Annotated in this window: 14 protein-coding genes; 3 read left to right on the plus strand and 11 right to left on the minus strand. The window is 43.4% G+C overall.

The genetic code is table 11. From position 1 onward, the window contains the following. Positions 1–3: 3 nt before the first annotated feature. From OCU28_RS15455 to OCU28_RS15470, 4 genes are all read right to left on the minus strand, one after another. Complete coding sequence (locus OCU28_RS15455; RefSeq protein WP_261817781.1) at positions 4–1,128, minus strand: efflux RND transporter periplasmic adaptor subunit; 1,125 nt, start codon at positions 1,126–1,128, stop codon at positions 4–6. Positions 1,129–1,388: 260 nt separating this feature from the next. Beyond that, entirely contained in the window at positions 1,389–2,231 is an 843-nt protein-coding gene (locus tag OCU28_RS15460; protein ID WP_261817782.1) for a DUF6279 family lipoprotein, read from the minus strand. Positions 2,232–2,350: 119 nt separating this feature from the next. Beyond that, positions 2,351–3,259 (minus strand): aldo/keto reductase, encoded by a 909-nt coding sequence (locus tag OCU28_RS15465; RefSeq protein ID WP_261817783.1) that lies wholly within the window; start codon positions 3,257–3,259, stop codon positions 2,351–2,353. A gap of 7 nt (positions 3,260–3,266) precedes the next feature. Continuing rightward, the gene (locus OCU28_RS15470; protein ID WP_261817784.1) at positions 3,267–3,809 is read right to left on the minus strand and encodes a hypothetical protein; all 543 of its coding nucleotides are present in this window, start codon (positions 3,807–3,809) and stop codon (positions 3,267–3,269) included. Between the two features lie 295 nt (positions 3,810–4,104). Between OCU28_RS15470 and OCU28_RS15475 the strand changes: the two genes are divergently transcribed. Next, positions 4,105–6,165, plus strand: coding sequence for an alpha-amylase (locus tag OCU28_RS15475; protein ID WP_261817785.1), 2,061 nt, complete (start codon positions 4,105–4,107; stop codon positions 6,163–6,165). A 113-nt stretch (positions 6,166–6,278) separates the two neighbouring features. Here OCU28_RS15475 and OCU28_RS15480 read toward each other — a convergent pair whose 3' ends face one another. The 4 genes from OCU28_RS15480 to OCU28_RS15495 all read right to left on the minus strand — a co-directional run bounded on the left by OCU28_RS15480 (position 6,279) and on the right by OCU28_RS15495 (position 9,480). After that, a complete protein-coding gene (locus OCU28_RS15480; protein WP_261817786.1) occupies positions 6,279–6,737 on the minus strand; it encodes an exoribonuclease R in 459 nt (152 codons plus the stop codon). A gap of 144 nt (positions 6,738–6,881) precedes the next feature. Continuing rightward, complete coding sequence (locus OCU28_RS15485) at positions 6,882–7,292, minus strand: hypothetical protein (protein WP_261817787.1); 411 nt, start codon at positions 7,290–7,292, stop codon at positions 6,882–6,884. A gap of 144 nt (positions 7,293–7,436) precedes the next feature. Beyond that, entirely contained in the window at positions 7,437–8,561 is a 1,125-nt protein-coding gene (locus tag OCU28_RS15490; RefSeq protein WP_261817788.1) for a M14 family metallopeptidase, read from the minus strand. A 142-nt stretch (positions 8,562–8,703) separates the two neighbouring features. Beyond that, positions 8,704–9,480 carry a siderophore-interacting protein gene (locus OCU28_RS15495; protein ID WP_261817789.1) on the minus strand — a complete coding sequence of 259 codons (777 nt, stop codon included), beginning with the start codon at positions 9,478–9,480 and terminating at the stop codon, positions 8,704–8,706. Positions 9,481–9,656: 176 nt separating this feature from the next. On the opposite strand from OCU28_RS15495, the gene OCU28_RS15500 reads away from it, so the two are divergent. Further along, positions 9,657–10,223, plus strand: a complete 567-nt coding sequence (locus OCU28_RS15500; protein ID WP_261817790.1) for a cytochrome b — start codon at positions 9,657–9,659, stop codon at positions 10,221–10,223. A 60-nt stretch (positions 10,224–10,283) separates the two neighbouring features. On the opposite strand, the gene OCU28_RS15505 is transcribed toward OCU28_RS15500, so the two are convergent. Together OCU28_RS15505 and OCU28_RS15510 are read right to left on the minus strand one after the other, a co-directional pair. Continuing rightward, positions 10,284–11,630, minus strand: coding sequence for an NCS2 family permease (locus OCU28_RS15505; protein WP_261817791.1), 1,347 nt, complete (start codon positions 11,628–11,630; stop codon positions 10,284–10,286). Positions 11,631–12,038: 408 nt separating this feature from the next. Continuing rightward, positions 12,039–13,916: a bifunctional metallophosphatase/5'-nucleotidase gene (locus OCU28_RS15510; protein ID WP_261817792.1), complete on the minus strand. Its 1,878-nt coding sequence runs from the start codon at positions 13,914–13,916 to the stop codon at positions 12,039–12,041. Positions 13,917–14,291: 375 nt separating this feature from the next. On the opposite strand from OCU28_RS15510, the gene OCU28_RS15515 reads away from it, so the two are divergent. Continuing rightward, positions 14,292–16,970, plus strand: coding sequence for an ExeM/NucH family extracellular endonuclease (locus OCU28_RS15515; protein ID WP_261817793.1), 2,679 nt, complete (start codon positions 14,292–14,294; stop codon positions 16,968–16,970). A 57-nt stretch (positions 16,971–17,027) separates the two neighbouring features. Here the strand turns inward: OCU28_RS15515 and OCU28_RS15520 are convergent, their stop codons facing one another. After that, a complete protein-coding gene (locus OCU28_RS15520) occupies positions 17,028–17,957 on the minus strand; it encodes a hypothetical protein (RefSeq protein WP_261817794.1) in 930 nt (309 codons plus the stop codon). Between the last annotated feature and the right edge of the window lie 124 nt (positions 17,958–18,081).

Genomic DNA, 18,081 nt, shown 5'->3' on the forward strand with positions numbered 1-18,081 from the left:
CGGTTACTCCGCCGCGTCAGGTGTATGAGACTGGACGGTTATTCCATTTCGAACCCGTTGCAAACCACTCACGATCACCTTATCGTTTTCCCCAAGACCTGTGCTAATAATCACCCCGTCTTCGGTTTGCACCCCAAGGTCAATATTACGACGCTCAGCCACGTTACCTTCCGTAACCAGCATCACAAAATCACCCGCAATATCGGTCTGTACTGCGCGGCGCGGCACGACAATTGCTGGTTGAGTTGCAACAGCGGAGATTTCAACCTTAATATGTTGCCCAGGAAGTAAAGTATACTGAGGATTAGGCACTGATGCGCGCACTGAAATCGTGCCAGTTTGCAAGTCAATTCGATTGCCTACAAAGTCCAACTGACCAGTATGAGAGTGGCGTTTATCGTTTTCCAACAATAGGTTAACCTGAACTGCATTGCGACTTGATTTACCATCACCTTGAAAATTCTCCGCCCCCATCTCTAGCCGCTCACGCTCACTAAGCTGGAAGGTTGCATGAACCGGATCTAGACTAACCAAGGTCGTCAATGTCCCCGAAGAAGGTGACAATAGGTCACCGATACTCACCTTGCTATCCGAGATACGCCCCGAAAAAGGTGCGCTAATTTGAGTGTGTGACAGGTTAACCTCAGCTAGTTGTAGCTGTGCTTGTGAAGCGGCAACTTGGGCTGTAGCCCCAAGCTGTTCTGCATGGCGAGTATCGTATTCAGATTTAGAGATACTACCTTTAGGTAATAATGTTTTGGCCCGTTGAAACTCACTATCTGCTCGTTTAAGGTTAGCTTTAGCTTGGGCTAAAGCGGCCTTGGCACTCGCTACTTGAGCCTCAAATGAAGATGGCTCTATGGTATATAGCAATTGCCCCTTTTCGACCAATTGCCCCTCGTTAAAGTGGCGCTGCTTCAAATAACCGGTTACTTGTGCGGTAATATCAGCGTCTTCTAGCGCAGACACCCTTCCTACATAAGCCTTACTTGGCTGATAATCAATAATCGTTACTGGCTCAAACACTACCTTAGGAACCATACCACCACTCTTTTGCGCAGTAGGCTCGCCACATCCAACTAATAACATCGTGCTAGCTAAGCCAGCTGCCAGTAACATCTTGTTCATTTAACTACCCGCTTTCATGTTCGAGCACCGCAATACAATCAATCGCAATGCGCCCGAATTCATTCACAATAAGAGTGGCAGTTTATGCAGGTTATTCCGTTACCTTAACTAGCAAAGTGTTACTAAATGTAATAACTCATAGATAAGGAAAGTAAGCCAAACAAAAAAAACAAAAATCCAAATAAATTAACCCTAATCAAGGCAATAAATCATCAATTTCGCCTGTGTTGCAACAACGCTTTTCCGAAGGCTTACACTCGCTATTTTTGCAGGTCTTGCACCAACTCTAACCAATCACCTATCTCTTGCTTAAAGTGTGCTTCCTGAGTTTGTGATACCGTCGATAATATCGCTAAAATATTCTGATTGGCGGTTTCTCGATTGCGCTCCAATTTTCCAAGCAATTGATCTGAATAATCTTTTTCTGGATCATTAAGTAATTTTGTAAATTGCTGTTGATAGAAAAACGGGTCATCCTTGCGCGCAAACAAGGTCTTAATCCTATCTCGCGTCGCCAGCCGGTAACTTGCCCAATCGTGGTGGGTTATTTCAATATTATCAGCCCAACGCTGCGCGATTTGATGTTGTTCAGTGGAGATATCCCCCAGCCATCGGCGCAGGTTTTTATCAATTCGTTGTTTATATAGATCACGAATATCTGACTCGTTCATCGACGAATATTTTTCCATGTATTGTTGATGTTGCGCCTCAAGATTCTCAATAAATTCAGAACGCTGCTCATCGGTAAGGCTGCGAGACAATAAATAAAGGTCAGGAGTCAGGTGCTTGGCAAGCGCCTTAATATGGATTCGAAAGAGTTGTTGCTGCTGGGAAATAAAGGAAGAATCTATGCTTGATAGATCAGCATCAAACAGGGTTTGAAGCTGTTGTTGATATTTGGGTAACTCACTGCGCTTATGCCAACTGGCAAAGCCTTTCAACTGCTCGTCTAATAACGCCTCTTGTTCGCTATTTAAGCTGACATACTCTTCTACATAATCGACAACAATCCAGTCTAGATTGCGATACACCAATTTTGCAGTACAGGCACTGAGCGTGATACACGCAACCACTATTAATATTAAACGCGATGAAAGCACCATAGCCACTCCCTAAAACCTTGTATTCAAAGTATATACAAAGAGTGGAATGATGCTCACAACACGCAATAACTATTAACCAAATAGCTATTAACCAAATAACTACTGCCTTTGTTCAGGGTCTATGGCACACCATGACCTTTTGATGCACACCAAACGCGATACCATTGCTCATTAGTCAGTTCGAGCTCTAAGGCCGAAATAGCAGCCTGCACGCGTTCGATTTTACCTGAGCCAATAATCGGTAGTGGGTTTGAAGGTAGTTTACGTACCCAAGCGTAGATAACCTGGTCAATACTCGCGGCGCCAATCTCGTGTTTAATTAGCTCTAATTCATCACGTACTCGTTGTGATTGTTGGTCATTGGCTGAGAAAATCGCTCCGCCACCTAAACATGACCACGCCATCGGACGGGTACGTACGGTTTGCATGAGGTCTAACGTGCCATCATGGGCAGCGTCAAAGTTAAGGGGGTTGATCTCTACTTGATTGGTTACAAGGGGTGAATCAAGGCGCGATTGCAGTAATTCAAAACCACGTGGTGTAAAGTTTGATACGCCAAAGTGATTTACCTTTCCTTGAGCCTTAAGCTGCATAAATGCTTCAGCTACCTCATCAGCATTCATCAAAACGTCTGCGCGATGCAGTAACAACACATCAATGTTATCTACTTGAAGATTACGTAACGAGTTCTCCGCCGATGCTATAATATGTTGCTTACTTGAATTGTAATGATTGACCTTACGCTCGGGGGTTTTATCTCCACACAGCATAATGTTGCACTTAGTCACGATCTGAATCTGATCTGTGATGCTCTTCTCTAGTGCAATCGCTTCACCAAACAAACGGTCACATTCATAGTTGCCATAGATATCTGCATGGTCAACTGTAGTAATGCCCAATTCAATGTGTTGCTTTAAGAACGTAAGTCGCTGCTGAGGTGTCATTCCCCAATCGACTAAGCGCCAATACCCTTGTACCAGTTCTGAAAACTGAGGTCCATTTGGCGCCATTGTGACTTGCTTAACCATGTTTACCCTACTTATTATTTGAAAATTTTATTTGAATTATATTTTTATCACTGTGCCAACTGGCTTGTGTGTTTGCACTCTGATTTACCCAAATCAATATTCTTGGGGTGAGTGCGCTGTGCTTAGCAATCAAGGCTATGACTTGTTTATCAACCTCTTCAGGTGAGTGATACAATAGCTGTTGCTGCACATTGATCTGCTTACCAGCCAGTTCAATGTTATCTAATACAAAGCCGTCACGCCTTAATCCCAGTTGCATCTGATTAAATGCACTTAAACTAAACGAGGTATAAATGGTCAGGCTTTTACCCCATACCAACCACTCACCAAACACCTTGCTTTGATAAACAGTCACCTCATCACTGCAATACATTGGCTTTGCAGCGTCTTCACTGCATTCATACCAATCTGCACTTGCAAAAAAATCACTCTCTGACCACGGCTTAAACCCGACCGAGGTATATGAGTAAAGCCAATCGGGATTCAACGAAGCCATGCTAGGGGCGCTAAAACAACACACACTAAAGACAATAATTAGACGTCGTAACATGCATGGCTCTCGTAAAAACAGGTTTGGCAAAAGTACAAGGTTACAACCTAGATTAGTAGCGCCGGATTCACAAAATTAAACATCCCTCAAAATGAGACATGGCCTCACTTTATAAAACATTCTCGCCATTTAGGTGTAAATGTGGCCGTCGCGTAAGATGATTTAGAGTCAAAAAAATCAATTTCCACCTCTACAGTTAATGATCATCATTCCAAAATCACTCGCTGATATTTGAGCAAATTCAATCTGTTATACATGATCTATCGAGACCAAAAATATAACGTAGAAGAAACTTATGCACTATTCAAAAATCACCTTATTGGCGGCGGCAATAGCCTCAAGTACCTCGGTATTCGCAAGCCCAAATTTATCGATTTCAACCACTACCACCAGCCGTGACTTTCCAATATCGGCCACCCAACCCTTGGTTGTCAGCCTCAGCAAAGATCAATACCTATTCAAAGTTACTGGTATTGAGGGCGACTGTAGCGCGCCTGATTCACAGAAAATCCGCTTCAATCGCCCATTGGCACTTAATTGCAACCAAGACACCGAACTTCCTTTTAATATTCGTTTTAGCGGTGACTATGCAATTACCTATGACCAAGTGGCGCACACCATATCCGTAAAGCGTGAGCCTAAAAAAAGCGCCAAACAAGAGTTTGTTCGTCCTATTCCAAAGGTGGCATGTGAAACCTTTACCGATATGCCAGTTACAATTGACGTTGCAAGTACCTTCAAAGACGGCACTAAGCTTATTGAATCCTTTAGTGGCCAAACTGCGGTGGTTAACAATGGTGCCATTACTATCAACCCGAGTCGCGACAATGGCGGTATCTTATTGCTGGAACGTGCCAATTCAACCCACGATATCGACAAAGCCCTAGATTGGCGCAATGCCAATATCTATTTCGTGATGGTAGATAGATTCAAAAATGGAGATATGAGTAACGATAATAGCTATGGGCGTCAAAAAGACGGCAAACAAGAGATTGGCACCTTTCATGGCGGTGACCTGAAAGGCATTATCGATAAGCTAGATTACATCCATTCACTCGGAACAGATGCTATCTGGTTGTCTCCTATCGTTGAACAAGTTCATGGTTTTGTTGGCGGTGGAGATAAAGGCTCATTTCCTTTCTATGCCTACCACGGCTACTGGGCACGAGACTTTACCAAGATTGACCAAAATTTCGGTAATGACGAGGACCTGAAAACACTGGTTTCTGAGGCGCATAAGCGCGGTATCAAGGTGATGCTCGATGCAGTCGTCAACCACCCAGGTTATGCTACCTTAGCCGATATCCAATTTGACAATATTCCGGTACTCGCCGCGCAAGCTGACGGTCAAGACCTGACCAAGTGGCAACCAAAATCTGGAAAGAACTGGCACAGCTCGCATGACCTCATCGATTACAGCAGTAACGGCTGGGCACAATGGTGGGGCTCAGATTGGGTTCGCAGTGGCCTTCCGGGGTACGATAAACCAGGTAGCAGCGATAAAACCTTAACCCTTGCCGGATTACCCGACTTTAAAACGGAATCATCCAAATTTGTCAGCCCGCCGCAATGGTTATTAGATAACCCAGGTACTCACGTAGTGGCAAAGTCGGATTATCGAGTTGCAGATTATCTGGTTGAGTGGCAAGCCGATTGGGTAAAACGCTTTGGAATCGATGCCTTTCGCGTCGATACAGTTAAGCACGTTGAGGGTGAAGTGTGGCTAGACCTAAAACAGACTGCATCTAAGCGCCTGAGTGAATGGCAAACACAAAACAACCGCCCGCAGCAGCCATTTTGGATGATGGGCGAAGTTTGGGGTCACTCGGCGTATCGTTCTCCGTATGCAGATGAAGGCTTTGATGCGCTCATCAATTTTGATATGCAAAAGCAGCTAGACCGCGGAGCCGCTTGCTTCTCGCAAATGGAAAAAACCTACACCAATTACAGTACTGAGATCCAAAATAACGCAGGATACACTCCGGTAAGTTATATGTCCTCTCACGATACAGAGCTATTTTTCTCTCGCTTTAAGTCATTTGAGATGCAACGCGATGCTGCTAATGCGCTGTTACTCTCTCCGGGAGCAATACAGATCTATTATGGTGATGAAGTAGCGCGAGATATTGGCCCATATGCGGATGATTTCCACCAAGGTACGCGCTCAGATATGCTGTGGAAACTGGACGCCGAGCGCAAGGCGTTATTGAATCACTGGCAGGTACTAGGGCAATTCCGTCAACGCCATCCAGCGATTGGTGGCGGTGTACATACCGATATACCGCAAGCAAAAGGCTATGCCTTCTCACGCACCCTAGATGACGATGCGGTAGTGGTCTACTTTTCAGGAAAGTAACTATTTATAGAGTAACTATTTATAAATAGTTAAAAGCCCTATTAGACAACCTAATAGGGCTTAATTTTTAGATATTTGCTAATAAAGCAGACGCCATTTCTTAAGCAAAGAGCCTAAGATTGAGGGTTTTGCTCCGCATTAATGGCAGCATAGGTGTGCAGTAACTCAGTTAAGGTTTTCACCCAACCAAAGGCATCCTTAGGCGAATTTAGCACGATCTTCTCAACCTGCTCACAATGGGTTTCTAGGGTTATCGCCTGCTCTAGATTGAAAGAGATAGCGTAAAAATGCCACAACACCAAGCGTGTCATTCTTTGACTATTTTGTGTGGCATGTTCAGAATCATCAAAGGCTTGTTGAATTTCGCTAAGTGCGATTGCGGTCATACGCAGGGTCGCATCAAGGCGAGCCGACATCATTCTCTCTTCGCTATCTACCTCTTCATGATCAAAGGTAAACAGTTCGCTCATCGCGTCTTGTGGCACCATTTTACTGATCATGCGCGCCGCAAACTCTTCCAGTTCATGGCGAGGCATAGTAACAAGGCAATCAAAGGTGTAATCACGCAGCATAATAAATCGCTCTAATTAGCTATTAAATTGAATCGGCATTCTAAGGGGTCTGGCCACATTTACCAATATTTACCAATATTTACCAATATTTATCGATATTATACCGCCAGTAACCATTCTATAGATATTGCTGTTAACGGATATTTATTGCTTAGAAAGAAGAATCGCTTGTTGTTTGCTAACCGCTGTACGCAATGCCACATCCACATCTTTTTCTATATTGTGCATCCAATTTCTGCCACACGGCTGCTTTGGTTTACGTGTATTTGAACTGTAACGACTGGTAATGATTTGTGGGTAACTCACGGCGACATTATCGTTGTTTATTTCAAGTTTTACTTGGCACTTACTTAATTGAACCGACAGTGAATTTTTGGTCTGTTCCGTTTGCTCCCAACCGCGCAGATACAGAAGATCAATCAACTTTAGCTTGAGATCAAGAACATCGACACTGCCTTGGGTAAATCCATAATTACTGACGTGTAATTTGGTCTCTTGTTTAGACATCGCGCTAAAAGACGCAACACAAGCCAATAATATAAATAACTTTTTCATAATCACTACTTTAAAAACCATGCAATACAATCATCACATTCATCCTGCAATAACATCCAATATTTGAACCGTACAAAATAAACGCGTAAAAAAGGGATCTTACTATAGATCCCCATAATCATTAATGATTTTCAGCTAAATAACTTAGAGTTTATCAACTGTAGCCCACACAGCGGCTAAGGTATCGTGACCGAAGGCGGCGCTGCGATCGGGAGACCAACCATAAAGCTCATCGGCGTGGCTAATATGGTCTTTAAACGGCATCTCCAGCGTATAGGATAAACACTTGAACTGCTCAGCCACCCAGTTTGACCCTACGGTAAGGTTTGCTTGACCCGCTTGGTCTTTATCGTAACCAATGGCATCTTGAAACTCTGGGGTAATGGTTAGTAACGCTTGCTTAAAGTGAGCTTCCAAATCAGCAATTCGCTTATTATACGAAGGTATACCTTCGCTGCCCGCAACAAAGTTATATGGAATAGCCTCATCACCGTGGATATCTAGAAACATATCCACCCCTGTTTGCAGCATGCGCTCTCTGACCAAAAACACCTCAGGGCTGCGCTCCATCGAGGGCGTTTGCCATTCACGATTCAGGTTAACCCCTATCGCATTGTGACGCAGATGACCACGAATACTGCCATCTGGATTCATGTTCGGTACTACTCGAATCACTACGCTATCGAGCAGTGAGCGCCCTACGGTGTCGGTTTCATCAAGTAGGCGTTGCAGTAGGCCTTCAATAAACCATTCCGCCATTGTTTCACCGGGGTGCTGACGTCCAATAACCCAGATATTTTTCTTGTTATCGCTTGGCTCACCAATCGTCAACAGGCTGATATCATTGTTATCAAGGGTATGACCGAGTGTTTCTAATTTGCATGCCGGATGGGTTTGCGCGCTGTGTAATAGGTCTTGATGGCGATCGTATGAATAAGGGGCAAAATACGCAAAGTACATCGAATCGTGTTCAGGGATAATATCGAACACCAGCTTATCACCATCAAACTGTGCGGGAATACGAAACCACTCTTCTCGGTCGTAAGACGCCACAACATCGTAGTCCTTCCAGCCTTCAGGGTAAGCCGACGTTGCTAACTCTTCAATGGTAAAATGGTGTGCTTGCTGCGCTTCACTCTCCATTCGAAAATGAAACCATTGCGAGATATTGGTTTGATTATCCGCAGGAATAGTCAATTGAATATCTTGGGGTGAGTCCGCTGAAACAACCTGTATATTACCGCTCTCAAAGTTACTGAAAATTCTCATGTTGCTAGGTATCCCTTGCTTGATTTTCGGTTAGATTAACACATATTATTTTTGTTAAATGGGTTAGATTCTAAAACAAAGAGGTACCGCTAAATAGTTTCAACTTCTCGATACCCTGAACATCTAGCCCACACTAGGGTGCCTAATAGCCACTGTTTTGGGCATCTTGCTGCTTGATAGCCTTATGTCCATCTTCCGATACGCCTTGTTTCCAGTAGCTACTAATATAAATGTGTTGTTTGTTAACCCCTCTGTCGTTTCTAAAATAACCACGCAGGGCTCGCATAGCATCAAACTCACTAGCCACCCACACAAACGGAGTCCCATCTAACCAAGTCAAAGACTCCACTTTATCTAATAAAGGCTCATCTTCGACAAGCCAGTAAATCTTAACCCCCAACGGCGCGCTAAGCGTTTGAATATCATCAGCACTTGCTACCTTAATAACCGCATAACCGTTAGCATCAGCAGGTAGAGTGCGTATCTTGGCTGACAGAGCCGGCAAAGCTGTCATATCGGCAACCATGAAGAACCAATCCGCAGTTGTATCTATCTCGGCGATCGCTCCAGGACCAACAATACTGATGCTATCACCCACCTTGGCATTATCAGCCCAGCGAGTAGCATAGCCGCAGTGCTGCTCTTCACTAACATGACGAACAAAATCCACCTCAATACTGGCTTGCTCTGCCAAAAAGCGACGCACCGTATAGGTACGCATGACTGGGCGCTCCCCTTCGGTCATTTCCTCAATAGTATTACCCGCAGAATCGAACAGAAGCTTAATATAACTGCCTTCACAATCACTAGGAAAAGCGGCTAACGCCTCACCTTTAAGTAAGATACGCTGCATGTTAGGAGAGACGCGTTCGCTGCTTACAACCGTAACGCGCTTAGGGCTAGGTTTTTTTCTGCTCATAATTGACTCTCAAATATTAGTGACTTATTCAGATTAGCAGAGAATTTGTGACAAGCCTTGCATTAAAAAAGCTATTGTTTTTATACATTTACGTAAATTTACACTTTTTGAAACAATAACTTAATTGTTTTATGAGAAAATGTGCGGCATTGAGAATAGCAATCATTGAGGAAAACATGTCTCTCGAGCTTACCCAGAACCCACCAGCAGAACATCCCATTTCGAGCCTATCAAAGCCAACCATATTGTTGCATTGGGCGGTCGCCGTTTCATTTTTATTCACATTTTTTGTTGGCGTATATCTGGTTGATTTACCAAGGGGGCCAGAGAAATTTGAGCTTATCGGATTACACAAATCCATGGGGGTACTGGTGCTAGTGGTGGCTTTACTGCGTATTGTTTGGCGACTTAAAGAAGGCAAATTAAAACCAGCCTCGACGCTCTCAGCATTACAACAAAAAGCCGCGAGTGCCGTACATGGATTATTGCTACTTGCGACTATTGCCATGCCAATATCAGGCGCAGTAATGAGCGTTGCCGGTGGTCGTGGATTGGATTTTTTCAGCGTTAATCTGATTGCTAAGGGTGATAAAATGGAAGGCCTACAGAGCGTTGCACATAGCCTACATGTCAACGCACCGTATCTAATATACGCAATTCTAGCGCTGCATTTACTCGCGGTGCTAAAGCATCACCTAATCGATAAAGATAACACTCTAACTCGAATGCTAGGCAAAGACTAAACCAAAAAAATACCCAGCCAATTGGCTGGGTATTTAATGTTTGCGGTGTCGTTCTTTGGGTTAGATAGCCCAACCACCAGCATAGAAAGCAACTAATGCGATAGTAATCAGTATCACACCAGTGTTAAGTTTCTTCCACTCGCCAGCAACAATGCGGCCAACCAGTAGGCACATGAAACCAAGCATGATGCCAGTCACTATGTTACCCGTCAGTACAATAAATACCGCACATACAAGACCAGATAGTGCATCGATAGAATCATCAAAGTCGAGTTTGCGAACATTACCAAGCATCAGCAGACCAACATACATAAGCGCAGGAGCGGTTGCGTAAGCAGGAACAAGGTAGCTAATAGGTGCTACGAACAATAGTAGTAGGAATAAGAAACCCACAACCGCCGCTGTTAAACCAGTTTTACCACCTGCCGCAGTACCGGCAGCTGATTCAATATAAACCGCCGCTGGCGCGCCACCAACAGCACCCGAAACGATGCTACTGATTGAATCTGAAGTTAAAGCCTTACCACCATCGATGATATTACCCTTTTTATCCAGAAGGTTTGCTTGACCCGCTACCGCACGGATAGTACCGGTTGCATCAAAAATCGCAGTCATAACTAACGCAAGCACACTCGGCAATACGATTGGGTTTAATGCCCCCATCACATCCATTGCACCGATAAGTGAATGCTCACCACCAAAGCTCGGTAATGCAAACACACCTTGATAGGTCACGCTAGGATCAAAGATCAAACCAAAGATAGAGATAGCAACAATAACCAGCAGAATGCCGCCTGGTACGCCACGCTTTTCTAATCCGAAGATTGCAGCAAGGCCAAGAACTGACATCAACACAGGGAATGAAGTGAATTCACCAAGGGTAACAGGAAGGCCTGCCACTGGGTTTTTAATAACCAGACCGACACCACTTGCTGCAATAAGCAATAGGAATAGACCAATACCAATACCAGTACCATGCGCAATGCCTGAAGGCAGGTTGGTTAAAATCCATTGGCGAACACCAGTAACTGTAATCGCGGTGAACACCACACCCATAAGGAATACAGCACCTAACGCTACCGGAATCGATACACCTTGACCAAGAACAAGACTGAATGCAGTAAATGCGGTTAATGAAATCGCACAACCAATTGCCATTGGCAATTTAGCCCAAAAGCCCATAAGTAGCGAACCAAACGCGGCCACCAAACAGGTTGAGATAAAGATTGCACCCTGATCAAAGCCTGCTGTTCCCAACATGCTTGGAACAACGATTACGGAATAAACCATAGCTAAGAAGGTAGTTAAGCCGGCAATAATCTCACGGCGAACATTACTGCCACGCTCTGAAATCATAAAGTATTTATCTAACCAGCCACTTGGCTGAGTTGAGGTATTGTCGGACATGTTTGTTCCTTTATCTAATTTGGTAAAGACCACTGAGTAAAATGTACATTTATCGACACACCTACACGGTATTTGACGACAAAATAATAAAAAGTCACGTCACAATGGTACTTATGGACGCTAAATCACATCAAAATGATGGGGAAATTTAGGGGCAGAAACATACAGCTAAACGATTGCGTAAGCAATAGTAAGAAACCAAATTTCCATGTTTGAAACGATAATAGGACAGTCCGACACAAGGTGCCTACTAAAAATCATGCCTTTAATGGCGCAACGAGAATTGAAACAGTAGGAAGTAGATCCATATAAGTTAAAATTCAATCACTTTCGGACATTTATTGATCAAAAAAGCTGACCATTTAGGTCAGCTTGATTTGTCATCTATGGCTTGGTGCTATAGGAGGATTAGTGCAGGGGAGTGAAGCTTTGAACTGCCATTTCAGTGACGTCTGGGGTATCTAAACTTTCACCGCGAGCCTCTAGCTTCTTCACATAATTAATGAGTGAATCGGTATAAAGAAGTCCAGTATCTTCGCGACGAGTTTGATCTTCATATACAGGAACAAATGAATCATAATGGTCGCCACCTTGAGCAATAAAGTCATTGGTAACGACGACATATGTGCCATCTAGTTCAATTGAGTGCCACTCAGTAAATGAGCCGTCGTCATTCTTACGACGCGCTTCAACGTTAGAGATGCGCTGCCCTTTTACTTCGTTCATATCAACATCGAAGCGTAAGTTAGCCGCAGCAGGAAAAGCACCACTAGAATTATTAGCGACCACGTTATCTAACGCATCTTCTACGGTATTTATGATCTCTTGCCCAGTCATATCAAGATTCACTAAAAAGTTGGTAAACGGCAATACATTGAATACATGGCCTACTGAAACATCTCCTTGAACAATAGTCGTGCGTACACCACCACTATTTTGAATTCCAATATCTGAACGAATCGACATATCTACAAACGCTTCAGATACTACGTTTGCCATAATGCTACCGTGTTGATTCATAAATTCACGCTCTGGGCTTCCTTCTACGCATAAAGCCCCTGATGAATGGTTTGAGCCAGGGGTGCGTTCATTACACAGTAGAGAGTCACTGTGGCCGATGTTTTCTTGCATCTTTTCATCTACTTGGTCGCTATAGAAGGCCAGTTTATCTGAGGTTGATTGATCTTTTATCACTGAACTTAATTCATTCTTTTGTGCGATATACTGCGAAATAGTGGCAAGCTCTTGGGCAGTATGCACAGCATCAGGTGTATCGTCTGAATCAAAATCAGGGTGGATAAACTCATCTCCTAACAATAAGTGTGGCGTTCCGGCACATTGGGTTACGTTGCCAAGGGGATCAAAGCTAACGTTGAGCTCTCCTAAGATAAGGGCATTTTCCCAAGCCTGAACAATACAAACATCATTGCCATCTGCATTTTCAACAACCGTCGGGTATTCTCCTTGCGCGGTGCCAAATCCAATTTCAGTATGCAAGCTGTTATCACCAAGTAAGGTATGGCTGTCTCCACCTACAATGACATCGACACCATTTAGTTGCTTGGCCATCGCAATATCATTGCTATACATATAATGGGTCAGCAATACCACTTTATCGACCCCTTTTGCTTTCAGGATATCGATATAACGTTGTGATGTTTCAACTTCATCCAAAAACTTGGTATCCGCCGATGGTGATGAAGACGCTTGAGTCTTACTCGATATGTCGATACCAATTACACCAACCTGTTGACCTGCAACATCGAAGATCTGGTACGGTTCGTACATACCGTAAATTGGGTTGGTCGAAGGCACTTCGATATTGGCCGCTAGTACTTCAGTACCACAGGCGTCTTCACCGTTTTTAATCGCATCTATCAATTTTGCTAACTGCTCGTTTCCATCATCGAACTCATGGTTGCCAAGGGCAAACGCATCAAAGCACACTTGATTCATCATTAATGCATCAGGTAACTCATCACGGAACAAGCTGTAATACATAGTGCCAGTAATCGCATCACCAGCATGTAACCTAAGAGTGTTGTCATTTTGCAACTCATTAAACTTGGTGACTAAGCGCGGAAAGCCGCCAATTTCAACTTTAGTGTCCACACCACCTAGATTCAGGCTTACTGGGCCTGTAGCATCAATCTTTGAGTGATGGTCATTAATATGAAGGATACGAAGGTTAAGGGATTCTCTTTCTTGGGCTGCATTATCTGAACTAGAAGAATTACATCCAGCCAAACCAACAACAATAGCTGCTGTTAAAAATTTAATTTTCATCTTAGGTTTCCATTTTTTATTGCGACGATAGGGAATCAATATGAAAACGCATGCTAATCATTAAAAATGAACCTAATGCTACAGTTATGTTTATTTTTTAATATCACAGAACAAACACAACCTTAGCGCCAACTTTATTTGCTTCAGATATTAACCTTTCATTTAATTATAATTACACTCTACCTATAAACCCCCTATAAAACGAGATCTGCATCACAGTAAAATAAACATAATATACTGATTAATAGAGAATATTTAATTTTAATGACAATTAAAATATAGAATATCCGTCATGTAATATCATAGAGTTGAACTGTAATTATTGGTAATTAAACTCCACACCGAAAATAACACAAACCTAATCAAAGGAAACTCATGAATAAGTTCAAAGCAGCTTTGACATTACCTTGCATATTACTATCAGGTCATGTTAGCGCAGACATTATTATCTCTAAGGTTGTTGAAGGTTCTGGATATAACAAAGCCATTGAAATAGCCAACATTGGTAATCAGACAGTAAGCCTTGCGGGTTATATGCTGCAAAAAGAAACTAACTTTAACGGTGATTGGCAAAGTGATTATCTATTAGGCGATATCACTCTTGCTCCTTTTCAAACCTATGTTATCGGCCATGCCAACTCCAGCGTTGATGAACAGCTCAAAGCCAAATTTGATGTCACAAATAGCACCATTACCAACTTCAATGGTGATGACCCACTGCGCCTACTATTAAATGATGAAGTAGTCGATATGTTTGGCCCTAATGTGGGAAGTGGAGACTTTAATAAAGACATCACCCTTGTTCGTTGTAATTATATGGCGTCACCCGTTTGGGATCTCTCTGATTGGATAACACTTCCTAAAGACAGCTGGGAGACACTTGGCACAATCTCACAGACCTGTGATGCATCTACTCCCCCTGAAGTGCCTGATGGAATAACCACAACTATCATGAACCTTCAAGGTGAAGGCATGTGGTCACCCTATACTGACCCAAGTAACGGTCAATATGAGTCAGAAGAAATATTTGAAGTCACTGGAGTAGTCACCCACATCCAGAGCTCCAATCTCGACAACGACCTATTAACCGGCTTCTTTATTCAAGACCAGCATGGTGACAATAACGCAGCAACTTCTGATGGCATATTTGTCAATGGCAGCCCTTTAGGGCTTGCTATCGGTGATGAAGTAGTTGTGACAGGTAAAGTGCTAGAGCACTATTCATGGACACAGATAAATGCCGCTCGGGTTGAAAAAACCGGCACTCAAGGGATTGTGCTGCCAGCAACAACTATCGTGCCAATCGCTAGCGACCAGAGCTTTGAACAAACCCTTGAGCGCTATGAAGGAATGTTGGTGCGGGTTAACAATGCAACCGACATGCATGTTGCTCGCACCTTTGGCTTTGATTACAGCGCATATCGCAACAACATGGTGCTAAGTCACCAATCTGTAAACTACCATCCAAACCAATTCAACACTCCCCTATCACAAGGTGCTCAACAGGTAGATGCTAGCAACGCTGATCGCCGCTTATTTGTTGAATCACCATCAAAAGCTGCCAATGGGGTCATTCCTTGGTACCCAGATTTCGCCCAAGACAACGGCACAGGGACAACCGACGACTACATCCGCGTTGGTGCAGAGCTAAACGAACAAGGCTTAACGGGCTTACTTGGCTATTCTTATTCTGAATACCGCCTATATGTAATTAGTGAAGCAAACAGTGCCACCTTTGTTGAAAACACTCGCCCAACTACCCCTACCTTAAAAGCAGGCGAGTTAGTGGTCTCTAGCTTTAACGTAGAGAACTTTTTCACCTCACCATTTGGTGGACGAAATAACCCACTAAATCAAAATCGTGGTGCAGAGAGTCTTGATGACTACAACACTCAATTGAACAAAATAGTATCCGCTCTGATCGCAATTAATGCTGATATATATGGTCTTATCGAGATTGAAAATAACGGCTTTGATGAACAATCTGCGATCTATACTCTGGTTGAGGAAATCAACCGTCATCTAGAAAGCGAAGACCAGTATCAAATCGCAATGCCAGCGCAGATTGAAGGCGAAGGTTATGTCGGTACAGATGCGATTACCAACAAGATCATTTATCGCCCAAGCGTTGTAGAGCTGAACGACATACATATTATTGAGATGCCTCAACAGCATGTCGCTCTTGATTCTGGCAGTTACAAAAGTGCCTACCAGCGTGATGCTTTCACCGCATCTTTTAAAATCGAAAATGCTGATGAACAACTCGTGATCTCCACTAACCACTTTAAATCAAAAGGCTCAACATGTTGGGAAGATGAACAGTCAGACCATCAACAAAATGATGTCAATATGCAGGGTAGTTGTGAGAATTTCCGCGTATCCGCTGCATACCACCTGGCTAACGAATTGGAGAAAATTGATGGCTACAAGGTATTGATGGGCGACCTAAATAGCTATGGATTGGAGGATCCGATGCTGGTTCTAACAGAGCGCGAACAGGCGCCACAGGACTATCAAATCTGGGCGGCTCGCAATACCTATATTGGCGGAAATCAAGATACAGGCACGCTGCTACATGGCGATGAAGGGGCTATCATTGAACAATCATTTGGCTATCTAGATATTGTTGAAGCAATGAAGCCGCATACCTATAGCTACTCTTTCAATGATACGGTTGGAACCTTGGACTACGTGCTAGTAGATACAGACCTAACTCAATATGTCGTTGATGCACAGGTTTGGCCAATCAACGCGGTGGAATCAACTCTGTTTGAATATTCGACTCAATACAGTGGCGAGCTGACTAAATATACTGACCCATATCGTTCATCTGATCATGACCCTGCTATCGTCGTGTTCAAGTTCAATAGCAATGATATCGATGATGAAAATGTCGATGGGAATGAACCTGAGAATGACCACGGAAATGAGGGTGAAAATGAATCCCAAGATGGGCAAGAGTCTGAATCTGCAGGTGGTAGTTTAGACCTGATACTTCTGATGTTAATTCTAAGTGGTTTCTCTATGCGACACCTTAGAAGAAACAATAAGTAAAAAATGAGATCAAGCCGACTGCAATATACAGTCGGCTTTTTTGTCAGTTAACCTATTCTATTGCCCAAAATACTGAGTAAACAAATCAGTATTTAAACCTGAGTTAACCGGTAACAACATTGGGTTTTTACTATGGATCTGCTTGGACAGCTGTTGCAAGCTATCGAAATCCTTATCATTAGTGCCACCTGAACTGGTTATCATCTGTACATAATAAGGTACGTTGTTAGGCACATAAACAACTTGTATTGCCTTGCCGTTATTGGCTTTCGGGTTGTTATCGTGGGCATAGCCAAAGGTGTGGGTTAGCTCGTGTAGCAATAATGGTGCGTTCTTATTCAAGCGCGCGGAGCTTATTTCACCAGGATTTAAGAACACCTCTGGATGCCCCATTTCACCCCATGCATTGCCACCCGAACTCATCTCTTTACCATCGGCTCCAATCTTGTTAGAAAAAGCCTCTAGTTTGTAGGTATTATGCGCCAAACCTTGACGATTTAATGCAACTTTAGCAAAGTCGTCGTAATTGGATGGTACGTTTACCGCCTCATCGATTCCACCTTTAAAGGTTCGAACATCTAAATCTGCGGTCTCTTGATTAAACTGCTTTACGAATCGAGGGGAGTTAACCACAAACGCAACCCGTCCCCAGATTTTCGCTACTTGCTGCTTGTATTTTTTATTCCACTTATCTAATTGAATATTTGGGATTTTCGAGGCTTTCAGCTCCTTCGAGCTGCTATCAAAGGTAAGGTGGGTATCTTGAAGAAGGTTGTGTTTATGAGTTGCAACAGCCATTGCATCTTGAGGCGCGTGGGCCATCACATAGTTTATATCGGCCTCATCTAAACCTAATTTACGTAAACTGGCTTTTTCTTGGCTAGGGGTGAGGGCTTGTGTATCACTTTTACCACCTGCATTAGCACATCCACTTAACGAAAACGCCACTAATACCGCGAGCGTTAGCCCTTTCTTTGCTTGAGTCATTTAAACGCTCCCTACCTAATTAAATACGCTGCCAACCCCACGCCATGCGCAAAGTTAAGTAATTAAGGGTAAGTATGCACTTTGATACGCCTCAGCCAAAACAAACTATGTTTTCAACCTAGCG

It is taken from the genome of Vibrio gallicus, from assembly GCF_024346875.1.
Lineage (GTDB): Bacteria > Pseudomonadota > Gammaproteobacteria > Enterobacterales > Vibrionaceae > Vibrio > Vibrio gallicus.